Source organism: Brevibacillus jepli (genome assembly GCF_047229145.1).
Lineage (GTDB): Bacteria > Bacillota > Bacilli > Brevibacillales > Brevibacillaceae > Brevibacillus.
The window spans coordinates 240,643-257,969 of record NZ_JBFEFW010000003.1; the positions used below are offsets into that span (position 1 = coordinate 240,643).

Here is a 17,327-nt window from a genome sequence, read left to right on the forward strand (position 1 = left end):
ATGGGAATAAAAATGCCTCACGTTATCCGGTCGTAACCATTCTCTCCTGCACGTGCTTCTGATCAAGCTCCCGCATCTTTTGGAACGAAGCGATGGCTACCTCGACTTGGCTGTCATCTGGCTCACGAGTCGTGATCTTTTGCAACCACAATCCTGGATAACCAAGGTAACGTAGGACTGGTACATCACGGAGCTTGTTTGTCCACTGCAAAACCTCATATGAGACCCCGATTACCAGTGGCAAAAGAACAATGCGTTGTACGACCCTCTCCGTCAGGGAGTCATAACTGAACAACGAGTAAATCACAACACCGACGAGCACAGAGAAAATGAGAAAGCTGCTACCGCAACGGTAATGCAGGGCGGAAAATTTTTGCACATTAGATACTGTTAATTCTACCCCGGATTCGAATGCGTTAATCACTTTATGCTCGGCTCCGTGGTATTGGAAAAGCCTTTTGATCAGCGGAGCTTGTGCGATGGCAGTGATATAGCCGAGAAGGAGCAAAATTTTAAATCCTCCTTCTGCCAACGTTTGCGGAACGCCATCCGGTACCCATTTTCCAAGTAAAAAGTCTGCCAGGAAAACGGGGACGAGCGTAAATACAAATTTGCCAAATAGGAAGGAAAGTACCCCGACGACAGCGACACCCAGGATCATGGTGAGCTTCGATGGGCTTTCAGAAACTTCTTCTCCAGACTCCAGACTGTATTGTTCAGAGGCGAAGTTGAGATGTTTGGCCCCATTTGCGCTGGCTTCAACCAAGCCAACGATACCACGCACAAACGGAATCTTTTTCAGCATGCTTACCCATTTATATTCCGTCCGGGGGGATTCAAAATACTCAATTTCATGATTTTTTTTGCGAACAGCCGTAACAGTCATGGTTTTGCCACCGAACATGACTCCTTCGATGACGGCCTGACCACCGTAGCTGGGTACGTTTTGTTGCGACAATACAATCACCATCCTTACGACTATTTTAACGGATATAGCGGCTTGAAGCTACAAGGAGTTCGCACTTTTCCAACATATGTAAAGCGAAAGTGAAAAGCTTAGAGGAAGAGCATACTAATAAGCAGAGGTGATGGAAATGGAAGCAAGTAAAACGGGACGGCGGCAAAAACAGGCGCGAGTATCCCATACGGAGGAAGGCAAACAAGCAAGTAACCGTATTTCCACGTCGAAGATTTTGGAGGTCGCATTCTGGGGAACGATCATTTGGGGGCTCATTCGCTTGATCGGTCACTTTTTGAACCTGACACCGTACGGAATAGGAGCTTTTGCTCGACCTCTTATTAACATTGAGGATGAAAATACGTTCTCGAGTATGTGCCTCGGTGCCATTGTGCTGTTCGTAGAAACAGTCGTTGCATCCTTTGTATTCGCTTTTCTTTTTAGCCGGATCCATGCATGGTGGTTGGGGCTCGTATATGGAGCAGTCTTGTTGCTGGTAGCAGGATTCTTCTTTCATATAGGGAATTGGGAAGTAGCCACATTGAGCACGGAAGGCGCTTGGTATTTGACATTTGGCTTGTTCATCGGGATGACACTCATGCTCGAGCAGTCTGATGATACTCATGCATGGGATGGTGCCACAAGGTAGGAGGAAATCTCCGTTCCTTGTCAAAATGGTTGTTACACTGTTCAAAATGTTGCATGGATGTTTGCCTACTATTGAATCAGTATGGCTTGTGGTAAAATGTTTCATTAGTAAAAAAACTTTTATAGGGGGGAGGGATGGTCGATGACTTCCATCTTGTTACTGAATGGGCCCAACCTGAATTTATTGGGGACGAGAGAGCCGGATGTATACGGAAAGGAAACGCTGGAGGATGTGGTGACAATCCTGACTGGAGTCATGGATGAGCTGGGAGGTAAGCTTGCGCATCTCCAAACGAATCACGAAGGTGTCCTCATCGATGCGATTCATCAGGCGAGAGGTGTTCATGACGGCATCTTGATTAATCCGGGAGCATTCACACATTACAGCTACGCAATCCGGGATGCATTGGCCAGCGTAGCTCTACCAACGATTGAAGTACATATTTCTAATATTCATGCACGGGAATCATTTCGTCATCACTCGGTCATCGCTCCTATCGCGATTGGACAAGTAGTCGGATTGGGAATCGACGGATATGAATGGGCGCTTAGAGCACTCGTTCGTAAAATCGAGAAAAAATAAAAAGCTTTCAAAAGATGAAAGGGGAAAGGTTGCTATGAAACAACGTCTGCATAAATTACGCGAGGCACTCAACCAAGTTGGAGCAGAGGCGTTTATTACCGAAAAAACAGAAAACCGCTTCTACCTGAGTGGTTTCACCGGTTCAACAGGCTGGGTGATTGTCACCGAAACAGAGGCGTTTCTTGTCACAGACTTCCGCTATGTAGATCAAGCGCAAGAGCAAGCACCTGATTTTACGGTAGTGAATAACGAGAGAAAAGCCGTTGAGGCCATTGCGAATCTACTCAAAGAAAAAGGAATCAAGCGCTTGGCATTCGAGAGCAGCGTATCCTTTAACACCTATCAGGAATGGAACAAAGGATTTGACGGCGTAGAGCTGGTAGCAACAAGCGGTTTGCTTGAAAAAATCCGCATGTTCAAAGACGAATCCGAGATGGTCATCATTCGTGAGGCTGTGCGCATCGCGGAAGCGGCTTTTACGCATATTCAAGGCTACATCAAGCCAGGCGTGCGTGAATCCGATGTAGCATTGGAATTGGAGTACTTCATGCGTAAACAAGGCGCGACCGGCTCTGCTTTTGATATGATCGTAGCTTCGGGTGCACGTGGCGCTCTGCCACATGGACGTGCGACTGAAAAAGTGATTCAAGCAGGGGAGATGGTTACGCTCGATTTTGGTGCCGCTTATCAGGGCTACAATTCCGACATCACCCGTACCTTGTCAGTGGGAGAGCCAGACCCGAAAATGAAAGAAATCTACGAGATCGTTTTGCGTGCACAGCTGGCAGGTTTAGAAGCACTGAAGCCAGGTGTATCCGCAAAAGAGGCTGACGCAACTACGAGAGACATCATCACAGCAGCAGGCTATGGCGACGCATATGGCCACAGTGCAGGGCATGGTCTTGGACTGGAGGTTCATGAGCTGCCAGGGCTGTCGACAGTTAGCACCTTCGTTTTGGAGCCAGGGATGCTCGTGACGATGGAGCCGGGCATCTATGTAACAGGCCTTGGCGGCGTGCGGATCGAAGACGATGTGTGGATTACAGCGGATGGACATGAGAACCTGAACAAGACGACGAAAGAGTTGCTCATTTTGCCTGTGTAATTTATACTTATTCTGTTATTGATTGATTTGGGAGGACTACCATGATCTCTGTAAACGATTTTCGTACCGGTTTGACAATCGAAGTGGATGGCAATATTTATACCGTGCTTGAATTCCAACACGTAAAACCAGGTAAAGGTGCGGCATTCGTTCGCTCCAAACTGCGCAACCTTCGCAGCGGCAATACAACGGAAATGACTTTCCGTGGCGGCGAAAAAGTTAACCCTGCCCGGATTGAATCCAGCACGATGCAGTACCTGTATGCTAGTGGCGATGAATACACTTTCATGAATACTGAAACATACGAGCAAATGACGTTCACTCGTAGCCAAATCGAGCGTGAACTGCGTTTCCTCAAGGAAAACATGAACGTGCAAATCATGCAGTACAACGGAGAGACTATCGGTATTCAATTGCCGAACACAGTTGAGCTCGTTGTTACAGAATGTGAGCCAGGTGTAAAAGGTGACACTGCTTCCAACGTAACAAAGAAAGCAACCTTGGAAACTGGCTTCGTAGTAAACGTTCCTCTCTTCGTAGAAGAAGGAGAGCGTCTGATCATCGATACTCGTACGGAAGCATACGTTTCCCGCGCGTAACGATCATGAACGGATAAAAAGGCTGTGCCCAAACGGGTGCAGCTTTTTTTATTTCGCTCTGCGAAATCGAAGCTCTATTGTAAAAATTATGCAATTACTCTACATTAATAAGGTGTAAAAATTGGTAGGGGCGGAGGGGGATTGCATTGAGAAGGGTAGAAGAAATGATGAGCATGCTGATCGGCTTCGCAAAAAATGATGATCGAATCCGGTTGGTAACCTTGGAAGGGTCGCGTACAAACAAAAATATTCCCGCTGATCCATTCCAGGATTATGACATTTCGTATTTTGTGACAGAGATGGATTCTTTCAAAGAAAATGACCAATGGCTTGATATTTTCGGGAACCGGATCATGATGCAAAAGCCCGAAGATATGGAGCTTTTTCCGTCCGAGTTAGGGAATTGGTTTTCTTATCTCATGCTATTTGAGGATGGAAATAAAGTAGATTTGACACTGATTCCGCTAGAGGAGACAGAGCAGTATTTTGCAGATAGCGACGGCCTGGTTGAGGTTTTGCTCGATAAGGACGAGCTTATCAAACATGAGGTGCTCGCTTCCGATCATCAATATTGGACCAAGAAGCCAACCGCCAGAGAGTTTGATGATTGCTGTAATGAATTTTGGATGGTTTCCACTTACGTCGCAAAAGGACTAGCCAGAAAAGAAATCCTGTTTGCCATTGACCACCTGAACGAGATTGCCCGACCAAATTTGCTTCGGATGATGGCTTGGCAAATCGGATGTGAGAAAGGCTTTACCTTTAGTGTAGGGAAAAATTACAAATTTATTGATCACTATCTTCCAATAGAAGATTGGGAAGCGCTACTATCCACTTATCGCGAAAACGGCTACCCGCAGATGTGGGAATCGTTATTCACTTGCTATGAGCTATTTCGAAAGTACTCCAAAGCAGTGGCAGAAAGTCTCGGATATCCGTATCCGGATTACGATGAAGCTATTACGAAGTATGCGGAAAATATATACCAATCATGGAGGTGATGGACGCCATTCGACCGCCTTTATCCAGGGCGGTTTTCTTGTGGTGTCGGAAAATATCAATCGACTTGACAACGCCTACCCAGTCGGAACTTCCAAAAGGGGACCACGCTTGTCGAACACTTCTTCCCTGAGAACCTTCCGCCCATAGGGTGGCTTTGGCTCGACGGTCCCCTTTTGGAAGTGGAGACGACCAGTGAATCACCCCTGCTGGCGTGTCAGAGTCGAAGAGAACTGTGCTTTTTCTTCTCCTCCCCTATGTTGACTCAAACTTTTTTTAAAAAAATACTCATTCATGGAAAGAAAATACAAAATGATTCGTTAATCCATATGAACCTGCCAAAACGAACGCTGCGCAGCGAACTTTTTTGAAATGGGAGGATTTCCTTTGCAGGATGATTGGTTGCTCATACAACAGGTACAAACAGGGAATCGGGAGGCTTTCGCGCACCTGGTGGACAAGTACAAAGATCGATTATACAGCTATCTTTATCGAATGACCGGACAGCAGCAGGATGCCCAAGACCTGACACAAGAGGCTTTTATCAAAGCGTACTGTCAACTCGATAAGTATAGGCCGACAGATGCTTTTTTGGCCTGGCTGTATCGGATTGCGTCCAACTTGTGCATAGACGCGTGGCGAAAGAACAAGCGCTATGTCAAAACACCATTAGAAGAGACTCGACTGATTGAATCCGATACACCCGAAAAAGCTTATTTGGAAAAGGAAAAGCAAGACTCCTTGCAGCAGCAAATCATGGCGTTGAGTGAGGAATACCGTGTTGTGTTTTTGCTGAAATACATGGAGCAGCTGAGCTACAAGGAAATTAGCGAGATTTTGCATGTTCCGGTCACCACCGTACAAATGCGAATCCATCACGCCAAGAAAAAGCTCCGGGCTAGTATCGCGCAAGAAATGTCAGGAGGTGCTGCTATCTATGAATTGCTCCAAAACTGAAGAGTTGCGCAAGTATTTGACTGGTGAGCTATCTGCAGGCGAAGCTAGACTGCTGGAACGACATGTTGAAGAGTGCCTGCGCTGCCAGAGCCAGATGATGGAGGAAGAGGATAGCAGTGAGGAGTTCCCGAGCCTGCAAGTTCCAAGCGCGTTGCCCACAGATTTTACTGCCCAAGTGATGATGGCGCTAGAGCAACTGCCACAGCCAAAACCAAAAATCAATTGGAAAAAAAGGAGTGTAAACATTTTGAAGAAAACCGCGTTAGCAGTAGCGAGTGTCACAGCAATCATAACATTTGGATCGATGGTGTCCCCGACGTTTGCGAGCTATGTAAACAGTGTCATCCAGTCAATTCAAGGTATTGACAAAGGAATGAAGCAAGCAGCAGAGAACGGGTATCTCCAAACAATTAATAAAACTGTTACAGATCAAGGAATTACTTTTACCGTAAAAGAAGTGGTGGCAGATCCGGTGCGGATGGCAATCGTTGCTGATCTCGTGGATCAAAATGGCAAGCGCATCCAGTTTGATGTGGAAAACGACGATTTGTCCCTTACTTATAAAACTAAGACAGGTGAAGACCTGAATCCTGGTGGCGGTGGCTTTTCTTTTGGTGAAGAGGATGGGTACCTTGTCATCAACCATGATATCTTCCAATTCCTGAAAGACAGAAAGACGCTGCCAGATGAGATGATCGTCAGCGTCGAGGCAACCATATTGGGTGGAAAAGAAGGAAGCTGGAAGGTTGAGTTTCCAGTCGATATGAAAAAGGCAAGGGAAGTAGCAAACTATACTGAGATCGGACAAAGTTACACGACTCCACATGGAATTGCCATCAATCTGCAAAACATCATGACGGTACCGAGTGCAAGCATGTTGGAGCTTTCAACTGTTTGGACAAAAGAAAGAGCAGACCAAATTCAAAAATTGAAAGAGCAAAATGGATGGAATGTGAAAGGCACGAATCCGACTGAATACACAGCAGCAGACATGATGGAGAGGTATTTTGTCGACATTGGATTGGCCTATCAAATTCTCGATGAAAAAGGAAATGTGGTAGCGGGATGGGATGATGCTTTATTTGGGGAGGAAATCAACCAAATTCAAAAGAACAATGTAAGGAATTCGTACAGAGGCCAAGTGCATGATGAAGGTAAACGAGCAATAAAATGGAATGGAATAACGCCATTAGCCAAAGACCAGAAGTACAAATTTAAAATGCACTCTCTGTACCTGTATGAGCCAACGAAGTTTCAAGCAACCATCCCGGTTGATAACCTGTTAAAGGACAAAGTGACAGTGACAAACAGTGACAGTACCTACACCTTTACAGGCTTTACCTTAAAAACAACCGAGGGAGAAGAAAAAATCGGGAATGAGACCTATCGTGGTAAAGGTGCCCTGATCTCATTCTCGGCTACTCTGCCAGAAGGGATCGTTTACACGAATGAATGGTCAGCACTAGATGAATCCAAGCAAAAATACAAAGCCTACCGCAAAGAAAACTATTCCCGAGGCAAGGACGGACGAGTGCATGTGAATGGAACATTCTTCATCCCAGGCCTTCTGAAACAGCCAAAAGAAATAACGCTGTCCCATTCTGTTCAACGCCGCCAATACCAAGACCTCAATTGGGAAGTTCCATTTGAGACATCCAGTAAACCGAAACAGTAAGCAAGCAGACAAATCCCCCTCCGACGATAAGAGGGGGATTTCATTTTCTATCTGCTTCCAAACCATTCCCACAGCGGTAATCCCGGCAAGGGGACCACGCTTGTCGAACACTTCTTCCCTGAGAACCTTCCGCCCATAGGGTGGCTTTGGCTCGACGGTCCCCTTTTGGAAGTAAAGACGACCAGTGAATCACCCCTGCTGGCGTGTCAGAGTCGAAGAGAACTGTGCTTTTTCTTCTCCTCCCCTATGTTGACTCAAACTTTTTTTAAAAAAATACTCATTCATGGAAAGAAAATACAAAATGATTCGTTAATCCATATGAACCTGCCAAAACGAACGCTGCGCAGCGAACTTTTTTGAAATGGGAGGATTTCCTTTGCAGGATGATTGGTTGCTCATACAACAGGTACAAACAGGGAATCGGGAGGCTTTCGCGCACCTGGTGGACAAGTACAAAGATCGATTATACAGCTATCTTTATCGAATGACGGGACAACAGCAGGATGCCCAAGACCTGACACAAGAGGCTTTTATCAAAGCGTACTGTCAACTGGATAAATATCGGCCGACAGATGCTTTTTTGGCCTGGCTGTATCGGATTGCGTCCAACTTGTGCATAGACGCATGGCGAAAGAACAAGCGCTATGTCAAAACACCTTTGGAAGAGACACGACTGATTGAATCCGATACACCCGAAAAAGCTTATTTGCAAAAGGAAAAGCAAGACTCCTTGCAGCAGCAAATCATGGCGTTGGGTGAAGAATACCGTGTTGTGTTTTTGCTGAAATACATGGAGCAGCTGAGCTACAAGGAAATTAGCGAGATTTTGCATGTTCCGGTCACCACCGTACAAATGCGAATCCATCACGCCAAGAAAAAGCTCCGGGCTAGTATCGCGCAAGAAATGTCAGGAGGTGCTGCTATCTATGAATTGCTCCAAAACTGAAGAGTTGCGCAAGTATTTGACTGGTGAGCTATCTGCAGGCGAAGCTAGACTGCTGGAACGACATGTTGAAGAGTGCCTGCGCTGCCAGAGCCAGATGATGGAGGAAGAGGATAGCAGTGAGGAGTTCCCGAGCCTGCAAGTTCCAAGCGCGTTACCCACAGATTTTACTGCCCAAGTGATGATGGCGCTAGAGCAACTGCCACAGCCAAAACTAAAAATCAATTGGAAAAAAAGGAGTGTAAACATTTTGAAGAAAACCGCGTTAGCCGTAGCGAGTGTCACGGCAATCATAACATTTGGGTCCATGGTGTCTCCGACTTTTGCGAGCTATGTAAACAGTGTCATCCAGTCGATAAAAGGTGTCGATCAAGGAATGAAGCAGGCAGCAGAGAATGGCTATGCCCAAGCAATCAATAAAAGTGCGACGGATCAAGGGATTACGCTAGTTGTCAAAGAAGTCGTTGCGGACCCGGTGCGGATGGCGATCGTTGCCAATCTCGTGGATCAAAATGGAAAGCCTATCCGGTTAGATATGGAAAACGACGATTTTTCCCTTACCTATAAAACCAAGACAGGAGAAGATCTGAACCCTGGGGGAGGAGGCTATCACTTGGGCGAAGAGGGAGAATATCTTTACATCAAACATGATATCTTCCAATTACTAAAAGACAGAAAGACGCTACCAGATGAGATGATCGTTAGCGTCGATGCAACGATATTAGGTGGGAAAGAAGGAAGTTGGAAGGTTGAGTTTCCAGTCGATATGAAGAAGGCCAGGGAAGTGGCACACTATACAGAAATTGGACAGTCATACACGACCCCGCAAGGAATTGAGATCAATCTGCAAAACATCTTAACGGTACCAAGTGCTAGCCTGCTGGAATTGGAAACAGTCTGGACAAAAGAAAGAACAGAGCAAATTCAAAAATTGAAGGAGCAAAATGGCTGGATTGTAAAAGAGCATAAAAAAGGTGTATACACGGAAGCAGAGATGATGGAAAGGTATATTCTCGACGTCGGATTGGCGTATCAAATCATAGATGAAAAAGGAAATGTGGTAGTGGGATATGATGATGCGATAGTCGGCAAGGAACTCAACCAAATCGGAACAAACAGTGTCAAGAATGCGTACGGAGGAAAAGTGTTTGATGGAGGTAAAAAAATTGCAAAATGGAATGGAATAACTCCATTGGCAAAGGACCAGAAGTATAAATTTAAAATGCACTCTCTGTACCTGTATGAGCCAGTGAAGTTTCAGGCAACCATCCCGGTTACTACCTTATTGAAGGATAAGGTGACCGTGACGAACAGTGGTAGCACCTATACCTTGACGGGCTTTTCCTTGAAAACAACCGAAGGAGAAGAAAAAATCGGGAACGAAACCTATCTTGGTAAAGGTGCGCTGATTTCGTTCTCTGCTGTTCTTCCAGAAGGTGTCATTTACACGAGCGAATGGTCTGCCCAGGATGAGTCTCAACAAAAATACAAGGTTTCCCGCAAAGCAAAATATACGAGAGGCAAGGATGGACGCGTACACATGGAAGGAACATTCTTCATCCGTGACCTTGAGAAACAACCGCAAGAATTAAAGCTGTCTTATGCTGTTCAACAACGCCAATACCAAGACCTCAACTGGGAAGTTCCGTTTGAGACAACAAACAACGCCAAACGCTAAAAACAACATAGACAAATCCCCCTCCAACGCATAAAAGAGGGGGATTTCGCTTTCTATTTGCTTCCAAACCACTCCCACAGCTTCAGCACAAAGGCGGTAATCCCCGCAGCCATCAACGGTCCAACCGGAATCCCTCGGAAAAATACAATCCCAATAATGGAGCCAATCACCAGACCGACAATCATATGTGGCTCAGACCGAAGCAAATCAAGTCCTTTCCCATTCATCCAGGTGGCAATGGCTCCACCAGCGAGTGCGGTTAGGCCGACGACCGTAGTAAAGAGAGGGGTGACGTCCTTCCATGATATTTTTTCGCTGGCGAATGGAACCAGAACGGAAATGGTCAAAAAGAGCAGACCGAGCTCTAATCCGCGTCGTTCTACCGTTGGAAAAAAGCGCTCCAGTGCCGTTAGCTTCAGCACCAACAATATACTCGCGGCAGTCGCAATAATCGGTGAGCGCCCAATTAGACCGATAACGATCAGGATGACAAGCATCACTTCTCCAGACATCATTGGCATCAAAACCCCTGTCCCTGTTCTCCTTTCACATTATGAGACAAGGTGTGGGAGTATGCGTTTCTCCTTGATGTAAGGAACGATTTGATACTGATCGACTTGAGAGCAGTACCGTAAATCGTTGGCAAGATGATGCTGGATGAGCCTTTTTCCTGTTGTCGTGTGGGGAAGTAGCTCGCTTAGCTTACCGGCATAGTAAAGATAGCTCGCCTTCAAAACTTCACCCAGATCACAAATTTGGATGCTTGGCAGCGATTGCTGTGCCTGTGCGATCATCAAGCCGGCAGCCAGACCGTCCTCCAGCGCAAATTCCGAGCGGGTACCTGCACAGTACAGGGTAATGTCGAGATGATACGTGAGGGCGTGCTTGATGCATGCAGTGGCATTCAAAAAACAGCCAATCAATAGAGCAGCGGCGCGTTCTGCTTTTTGGATCGCGCGAGTCCCGTTTGTTGTGGTGAGAATCAGCTGGCAACCCGGTTTGTTCAAGGCGGCGATTTCCGTGGGCGAGTTGTTGCAGTCGAATTCCGGGATCTTCTTGCAGTGCCGCTCACCAGCCAAAATGCAATCATTGGCGCGCAGGGAGTTTGCTTGCCCAATTGTCTCGACCGGAATGACGCAGCGAAATCCATTGCCCAATGCAGTGACAATCGTACTGGAGGCCCGGAGCACGTCAATGACGATCACTACATGATTACTGATCTGTTCAAAACGAATTTCTTCCACAGTCGGCACCACTTCTATTCGCAAGGATTGCACCCCTCTCTATCCATGATCAGAGCAGTATCGCCGCGCAATCCTCGCCGTAGTGTCTCTACCGAGAATACATCCGTATGAGCAATATTTCCGAGATTAACGTCGCTGCCAAGTGTTTTGATGAAGTCGACCTGCTGATCTTTTTGTGGTGCTTCCCAGATCAGGCGGGAGGCTTTTTCTTTTGCCGACGTGACAATGTCGCAAACGAAGGAATCGTCAATCCTGCCGTCACAGTCAAAAACGCCGACGGTACCACTTTCTCTCGCTTCCACAATGACGTGATGGGCACCATAGTGGAGGTCAAAGCTGAGTGTCTCCAGCAAATCTTCTCGACAAGCGCGATAATCTGCTGCTTTTTTTCCGACCTCTGTATAGACCACCAGATCATTGTCTAATGCGTAATTGATGGCTTCCTGACGCTTGGCGAAGGACAAAGGGAACGTCCCATCGGATATTTCCACAGCAGTAAATCCAAGCACACGAATTTGCTTCATGTAATCGGCAATCGTACTGTGACGAATCGCGATTTCAAAAAAAGTTCCTCCTGGCATGATGTGTAGGCCATTTTGTGTCGCAAGGGTCAGCTTTTGCTTGAGTATTTCTAACGGATACAGAGCTGTGGTGCCAAAGCCGAGTTTGTATATATCGATATAAGGAGAAGCCAGTTCTAACAAATCGGAATAAGCAGTTAGCCCGAGACCTTTGTCAATGACCATGGTTAAGCCCTTCGTACGGGGCTTCTCTCGTTTTTGCCCGGACGGATTTGCCCAGCGGTCAGGCAAAAACAAATGATCACACTCTACCATCGGCAAGTTCCTCATTTCTTCTAGGCGTATAGTTCAGTGTATGCCTAGTGGAGGAGAGGAGTGAGAGCTTATAGGCGATTGCCCAAGAGCAGTGCTGAAATGATGTGGTACAGGCATAGAGTGAAAGGAGGGGAGGACGAGACGGTATGTGGGAAAAAGCAATTATGGGTATGGCAGCACTCAGGGTGTTCTCAGGCAGCATCGAGATCATTGCGGCTTTGCTCATTTTGAAAGTGAACCAGGTGGAAAAAGCACTGCTCATTAATTCAGGACTTGCGATCGTAGGGCCCGTCATCTTGATCACCACTACAGCTATCGGGCTGTTAGGGATGTCGGATCGAATAAGCTTTGCCAAAATTGCGTGGATACTGGTGGGTGTCTCCTGCATTTTGATTGGTGTCAAGAAGTAGTCACCCATTTCCTTCCATTGGTAATTCTACTCATTATGGGGAACGATAGTGGGAGAGATTGGATGGGAGGGAATGTGGATGCCAGAAACATTGGCGAATCGAATCGCATATTTGCAAGGCTTGGCAGATGGGCTGGAAGTGGGTGAGAAGAGCTCTGAAGGAAAAATACTGGTAGAGATGATTGAGATTCTAAGTGAAGTGCAGGGTCAGCTAAGAGAGCTTCACGCGCGTGTGGAAGAAGCAGAGGACTATGTGGAGGCATTAGATGATGACCTGGAGGACATCGAGCTCTACCTGTTTGAAGATGATGATGACTTGTACGAAACAGTAGTCGATTGCGAGGACGATGACGACGAGTATGCCGCTTACTATGACCTGGATGATGATGAAGACGCGCATCAGTTTGAAGGACAAGTAGATCCCCATCTCGATACGACCTACGAGTTCGCGTGCCCTAACTGCCAGGAAGAAATCTATCTGCATGAGGGTAAAGATGAAGAAGGCTTCAAGCATTACATCATCGAGCCGGTGGAAACCAATCAATCTCACAATCGATGATCAAAAATATGAAAAGCTTGTTACTCGTTTTCTAGCACGAGGGCAAGCTATTTTTTTTGCATAAATCTCGTCCATCTCTGCATAGGATGGAGGTAAGTCAAAGTGGACAAAGGCAGAAAGCTGCAAAAGGAGGGTACCCGATGAATGAGATCTTGGCGATTTTGCCAGCAACAGTACGCACGATTTTGACGGCCCTTCCTATCGCGGTAAGAGAGAATCTGGAAGAGATTCGGCTTCGGCAAAATCAGCCGCTAGAAGTCCGGTTTGGCCAACAATCTAGCTATGTGACGGCATCGGGGCAAATCACCTCCATACCCGCTCAAGGGTGGCTGTTTCCTGCAGAAGAGGCAGTAAAGCTCTTGAACCAGGTCAGTCAGCATTCTCTCTATGCCTTGGAAGAAGAGTTGAAACGGGGCTATATCACAGTGGTTGGTGGTCATCGTATTGGCATAGCGGGGAAAGTGGTGCTGGACAAAGGAGAAGTGAAAGGAATCAGAGATGTGACCAGCTTCAACATCCGGATTGCCCGCGAGAAAAAAGGTGCGGCCAAGAAGGTCATGCCGTATTTGTTTGAAGGCGGCAAATTGCAGAATACGCTGCTCATCTCCCCTCCGCAGTGCGGGAAGACAACCTTGCTACGTGATATGGCCCGATCAATCAGCTACGGAAGCGAGTGGTCTTCGAGCCGCAAGGTAGGGATTGTGGACGAGCGTTCTGAATTGGCAGGATGCCTACAAGGAGTTCCACAACGAGATGTCGGTCCGCGAACGGATGTGCTGGATGCTTGCCCGAAAGCAGCAGGGATGATGATGCTGATCCGTTCCATGTCTCCTGATGTACTGATTGTGGACGAGGTGGGAAGAGCCGAGGATGGTGAAGCCGTCTGGGAAGCCATCCATGCGGGTGTAGCCGTCATCTGCTCCGCGCATGGTGCTAGCGTCAAGGAGGTGGCCGAGCGCCCCATGCTTGGCAAACTGATACGGTATGGAGCCTTTTCTCGCTATATCGTACTCAGCCGGACAAAAGGCGTCGGAACGATCCAGGCCATCTACGATCAAAGCATGAATTTGATTGAAAGGGAGAAGGTTGGATGATCAAGCTGATGGGAGCCGTGCTCATCCTATTTTCGGCGTCGATGGTTGGTTGGCAGATCGGCAAGTACTACGCGAATCGTCCCGTTCAGCTTCGCGCTCTGCTCGTAGCTCTGCAAATGCTGGAAACAGAAATCGTGTACGGTATGACTCCATTACAGCGGGCGTTTGTGAAGGTCGGTCATCGCGTTTCTGAAGACGTGGGGAAAGTATTTCTCCTGGCAGCTGAACTTCTCCATACAGAAAAAGCGCATTCAGCAGAGGAAGCCCTGCAGCAAGCGATGAGCAGGCTATGGACGCAAACGGCCTTGCGCAGACAAGAGCGAGAAGTGCTTGAGAGTCTAGGGCAAGTACTCGGTTCCTCTGATCGCGAAGACCAGCAAAAGCATTTGCGTCTAGCGGTCACTCACCTGCGAGGGCTGGAAGAGGAGGCTCGAGCCGAACAGGAAAAGTACGAAAGAATGTACAAGAGTTTGGGCTTTTTAGGTGGACTCTTGGTCGTCATCCTGATGTTCTAAAGGCGAGGTGTTCACAGTGGATTTTGATTTGACACCTGTTTTCCAGATAGGAGCAGTAGGGTTCATTACAGCCATCCTGCATACAGTCCTGAAGCAGGCGGGCAAGGAAGATATTGCGCATTGGGCAACTCTGGTCGGATTCATCATCGTCCTGTACATGGTGTCCCACTACATCGGCGATCTGTTCTCCGAGGTAAAACGCGTCTTCCTGTTCAACTGAGGAGGGGCTCCAGATGGAGATTGTACAAATTGTCGGACTCGGACTGGTGGCTACGATTCTCGCGCTGGTCATAAAGGAACAGAAGCCGATGTTCGCCTTTTTGCTGGCGATCGCGAGCGGAGTCATCATCTTTTATTTTCTCGTCGGAAAAATAGCAGATGTCATTCGCATTTTGGAAAGATTGGCAGTTCAAGCGGATTTGAACCTTGTGTTTCTGGAAACGATTCTAAAAATCATCGGAATTGCCTACATCGCAGAATTCGGTGCGCAAATGACCCGAGATGCTGGACAAGGAGCGATCGCTTCCAAGATCGAGCTCGCTGGAAAAGTCCTCATTCTGGTCATGGCCGTACCGATTATCCAAATCATTATCGAAACAGTGATCGACTTGTTGCCGGCGTAAGGGAGGTGGGATGTCCATGGCACACACTCGCAAGCTGATCCTGTTCTTGTTCCTGCTCCTTATCTTGTTCCCAGATGCAGTGTCTGCTGCTGTGACACCCGCAGCCGGTCCGATCAATCAGATGGTGCAACAACAGGTCGATCACTTGCAGTTAGAGCGAGTCGAGCAGTATTGGCAACAACTGCAGCGTGATTACAAAGGCTACTTGCCAGACTTGAAATCGCAAGGCTTTATCCAAATTCTCATGCAGCAAGGAGACTTCAGTATTTCAGGTGTCTTGCAAGGGATGGGCAAATTCATCTTTCATGAGATTTTGATGAATGGCAAGCTGCTTAGCTCGATTATTATCATTACAGTTTTCGCGATGATCCTCGAAACAATGCAGAACGCCTTTGAACGAAACGCGGTGTCGACGGTTGCTTACTCGATTGCTTATCTCGTCTTGATGGTGCTTGCGATCAACAGTTTTCATGTCGCCATTACCTACGCAAAAGATGCGATAGAGAGCATGTCTGATTTCATGCTTGCCATGATCCCGCTCGTGATTGCGCTGCTTGCTTCAGTAGGGAATTTGGCGTCAGCGACCATGTTTCACCCCCTGATTATCTTCATGATCAACACCAGCGGCATGATGATCTCTTACGTCGTGTTTCCGCTTTTGTTTCTCTCCGCAATGATCTCGATCGTCAGTCTGTTTTCGGAGCGGTACAAAGTAACCCAATTAGCGACCTTGCTGCGCAATATTGCGATGGGTGTCCTCGGTTCGTTCCTGACGATTTTTCTGGCCGTGATTTCCATACAGGGTGCGACTTCAGCTGTTGCGGACGGGGTTACCCTGAGAACAGCGAAGTACATCACGGGGAACTTCATCCCGATTGTAGGGCGGGTGTTCTCCGATGCAGCAGATACTGTCCTCAATGCTTCGCTATTGGTCAAAAATGCCGTCGGCTTGGCAGGCGTGTTGATCTTGATCATGCTGTGTGCGTTTCCAGCTCTGAAGATACTGGTCCTGGCTCTGATCTACAACCTGTCATCTGCTGTACTGCAACCCTTGGGGAACAGTCCGATCATCAGTGCATTGGGTACCATTGGTAAAAGCCTTCTGTTCGTCTTCGCAGCATTGGCAACGGTTGGATTGATGTTCTTTCTGGCGATAACAATCATTATTGCGGCGGGCAACATCTCCATGATGGTTCGGTAGGTGATGAGATGACGTGGTTAACACTGTGGTTGAAAAAAATTATCCTGCTCGTCCTTTTGGCTGCCTTTCTCGATCTGATCCTGCCCAATACGACATTGCAACGCTACGTAAAAATGGTGATGGGCTTGATCTTGTTGCTGACGATCATCTCTCCCGTATTCAGTCTGTTCAGCCTCTCGCAGGAAGAGCTGGCCTTTCGTTTGGATCGCTATCAACAAGAGCTGAACAAGCCAGCATCCGCCGAGTGGAAGCGCATCACTGACAAGCTGCTGGGACAGCAAAATGAACAGATGACGACTTATGTCCAGTCTCAGGTAGCGTCCTCGGTAAAAGCCAGTGTCAAAGAACAGTACGGGGTGAACGTCCAGGATGTCACGATCTTAGTCAATCACCAAAATCCAGAGCAGCCAACCATTGAGCGTATCGAGCTCGTGGTAGGGGACACGAACAAGAAAGAGCAAAAAGGGCAGAGCACTATCGAACCCATTAAGCCGGTCCAGCCTGTGGAGATAACGATTGGCGAACCAGTCGAAGTAAAGCCAGACCCCAAGCCGGATATTGCTGCAACCGCCCATCATGACAATCCACTCTACGCGCAGATTACAAACGATGTAGCCAAAGAGTGGGGACTCCCGAAGAGTCAAGTCGTGATTAGGGACGAGTCCAGGGAAAAAGAAAAACAGTAGTGGAACTGTCGGCGA

21 protein-coding genes are annotated in these 17,327 nt (G+C 47.4%); 17 read left to right on the top strand and 4 right to left on the bottom strand.

Features of this window, described 5'->3' with window-relative positions:
• Window positions 1-22: 22 nt before the first annotated feature.
• On the bottom strand, window positions 23-958 hold the full coding sequence (locus tag AB1L17_RS04945) for a DUF1385 domain-containing protein (RefSeq protein WP_412843520.1): 936 nt from the start codon (window positions 956-958) through the stop codon (window positions 23-25).
• Window positions 959-1,094: 136 nt separating this feature from the next.
• Here AB1L17_RS04945 and AB1L17_RS04950 point away from each other — a divergent pair, with 136 nt between their 5' ends.
• From AB1L17_RS04950 to AB1L17_RS04990, 9 genes are all read left to right on the top strand, one after another.
• The gene (locus tag AB1L17_RS04950; RefSeq protein ID WP_412843521.1) at window positions 1,095-1,607 is read left to right on the top strand and encodes a YqhR family membrane protein; all 513 of its coding nucleotides are present in this window, start codon (window positions 1,095-1,097) and stop codon (window positions 1,605-1,607) included.
• A 141-nt stretch (window positions 1,608-1,748) separates the two neighbouring features.
• Window positions 1,749-2,189: a type II 3-dehydroquinate dehydratase gene (gene aroQ, locus AB1L17_RS04955; RefSeq protein WP_412843522.1), complete on the top strand. Its 441-nt coding sequence runs from the start codon at window positions 1,749-1,751 to the stop codon at window positions 2,187-2,189.
• A gap of 34 nt (window positions 2,190-2,223) precedes the next feature.
• On the top strand, window positions 2,224-3,294 hold the full coding sequence (locus AB1L17_RS04960) for a M24 family metallopeptidase (protein WP_412843523.1): 1,071 nt from the start codon (window positions 2,224-2,226) through the stop codon (window positions 3,292-3,294).
• 41 nt (window positions 3,295-3,335) lie between these two features.
• On the top strand, window positions 3,336-3,893 hold the full coding sequence (efp, locus tag AB1L17_RS04965) for an elongation factor P (protein WP_412843524.1): 558 nt from the start codon (window positions 3,336-3,338) through the stop codon (window positions 3,891-3,893).
• A gap of 146 nt (window positions 3,894-4,039) precedes the next feature.
• Window positions 4,040-4,894, top strand: a complete 855-nt coding sequence (gene ant(6), locus AB1L17_RS04970) for an aminoglycoside 6-adenylyltransferase (protein WP_412843525.1) — start codon at window positions 4,040-4,042, stop codon at window positions 4,892-4,894.
• Window positions 4,895-5,279: 385 nt separating this feature from the next.
• On the top strand, window positions 5,280-5,849 hold the full coding sequence (locus AB1L17_RS04975; protein ID WP_412843526.1) for an RNA polymerase sigma factor: 570 nt from the start codon (window positions 5,280-5,282) through the stop codon (window positions 5,847-5,849).
• Complete coding sequence (locus tag AB1L17_RS04980) at window positions 5,830-7,524, top strand: DUF4179 domain-containing protein (protein ID WP_412843527.1); 1,695 nt, start codon at window positions 5,830-5,832, stop codon at window positions 7,522-7,524. The genes AB1L17_RS04975 and AB1L17_RS04980 overlap by 20 nt, the downstream gene beginning before the upstream one ends.
• Window positions 7,525-7,900: 376 nt before the next feature.
• On the top strand, window positions 7,901-8,470 hold the full coding sequence (locus AB1L17_RS04985) for an RNA polymerase sigma factor (protein ID WP_412843528.1): 570 nt from the start codon (window positions 7,901-7,903) through the stop codon (window positions 8,468-8,470).
• Window positions 8,451-10,145: a DUF4179 domain-containing protein gene (locus AB1L17_RS04990; protein ID WP_412843529.1), complete on the top strand. Its 1,695-nt coding sequence runs from the start codon at window positions 8,451-8,453 to the stop codon at window positions 10,143-10,145. The genes AB1L17_RS04985 and AB1L17_RS04990 overlap by 20 nt, the downstream gene beginning before the upstream one ends.
• A 53-nt stretch (window positions 10,146-10,198) precedes the next feature.
• On the opposite strand, the gene AB1L17_RS04995 is transcribed toward AB1L17_RS04990, so the two are convergent.
• Genes AB1L17_RS04995 through comA form a run of 3 tightly spaced genes read right to left on the bottom strand, consistent with a single transcriptional unit; the run spans window position 10,199 to window position 12,225 of the window.
• Entirely contained in the window at window positions 10,199-10,660 is a 462-nt protein-coding gene (locus AB1L17_RS04995) for a DUF441 domain-containing protein (protein WP_047068835.1), read from the bottom strand.
• A gap of 36 nt (window positions 10,661-10,696) precedes the next feature.
• Window positions 10,697-11,413 (bottom strand): 2-phosphosulfolactate phosphatase, encoded by a 717-nt coding sequence (locus tag AB1L17_RS05000; RefSeq protein ID WP_412843530.1) that lies wholly within the window; start codon window positions 11,411-11,413, stop codon window positions 10,697-10,699.
• Complete coding sequence (gene comA / locus AB1L17_RS05005; protein ID WP_412843531.1) at window positions 11,404-12,225, bottom strand: phosphosulfolactate synthase; 822 nt, start codon at window positions 12,223-12,225, stop codon at window positions 11,404-11,406. The genes AB1L17_RS05000 and comA overlap by 10 nt, the downstream gene beginning before the upstream one ends.
• 146 nt (window positions 12,226-12,371) lie before the next feature.
• Between comA and AB1L17_RS05010 the strand changes: the two genes are divergently transcribed.
• From AB1L17_RS05010 to spoIIIAF, 8 genes are all read left to right on the top strand, one after another.
• The gene (locus AB1L17_RS05010) at window positions 12,372-12,635 is read left to right on the top strand and encodes a YqhV family protein (RefSeq protein ID WP_412843532.1); all 264 of its coding nucleotides are present in this window, start codon (window positions 12,372-12,374) and stop codon (window positions 12,633-12,635) included.
• 78 nt (window positions 12,636-12,713) lie between these two features.
• Complete coding sequence (locus AB1L17_RS05015) at window positions 12,714-13,193, top strand: CD1247 N-terminal domain-containing protein (protein WP_412843533.1); 480 nt, start codon at window positions 12,714-12,716, stop codon at window positions 13,191-13,193.
• Window positions 13,194-13,333: 140 nt separating this feature from the next.
• Window positions 13,334-14,287, top strand: coding sequence for a stage III sporulation protein AA (spoIIIAA, locus tag AB1L17_RS05020; protein ID WP_412843534.1), 954 nt, complete (start codon window positions 13,334-13,336; stop codon window positions 14,285-14,287).
• The gene (gene spoIIIAB / locus AB1L17_RS05025; protein ID WP_412843535.1) at window positions 14,284-14,802 is read left to right on the top strand and encodes a stage III sporulation protein SpoIIIAB; all 519 of its coding nucleotides are present in this window, start codon (window positions 14,284-14,286) and stop codon (window positions 14,800-14,802) included. Before spoIIIAA ends, spoIIIAB begins: the two co-directional genes overlap by 4 nt.
• Before the next feature lie 16 nt (window positions 14,803-14,818).
• A complete protein-coding gene (gene spoIIIAC, locus AB1L17_RS05030; protein ID WP_007725726.1) occupies window positions 14,819-15,022 on the top strand; it encodes a stage III sporulation protein AC in 204 nt (67 codons plus the stop codon).
• A 13-nt stretch (window positions 15,023-15,035) separates the two neighbouring features.
• Window positions 15,036-15,425: a stage III sporulation protein AD gene (gene spoIIIAD, locus AB1L17_RS05035; protein ID WP_016739903.1), complete on the top strand. Its 390-nt coding sequence runs from the start codon at window positions 15,036-15,038 to the stop codon at window positions 15,423-15,425.
• A 16-nt stretch (window positions 15,426-15,441) separates the two neighbouring features.
• Window positions 15,442-16,626, top strand: coding sequence for a stage III sporulation protein AE (gene spoIIIAE / locus AB1L17_RS05040; RefSeq protein WP_412843536.1), 1,185 nt, complete (start codon window positions 15,442-15,444; stop codon window positions 16,624-16,626).
• Window positions 16,627-16,634: 8 nt separating this feature from the next.
• On the top strand, window positions 16,635-17,312 hold the full coding sequence (spoIIIAF, locus tag AB1L17_RS05045) for a stage III sporulation protein AF (RefSeq protein WP_412843537.1): 678 nt from the start codon (window positions 16,635-16,637) through the stop codon (window positions 17,310-17,312).
• Window positions 17,313-17,327: the final 15 nt, after the last annotated feature.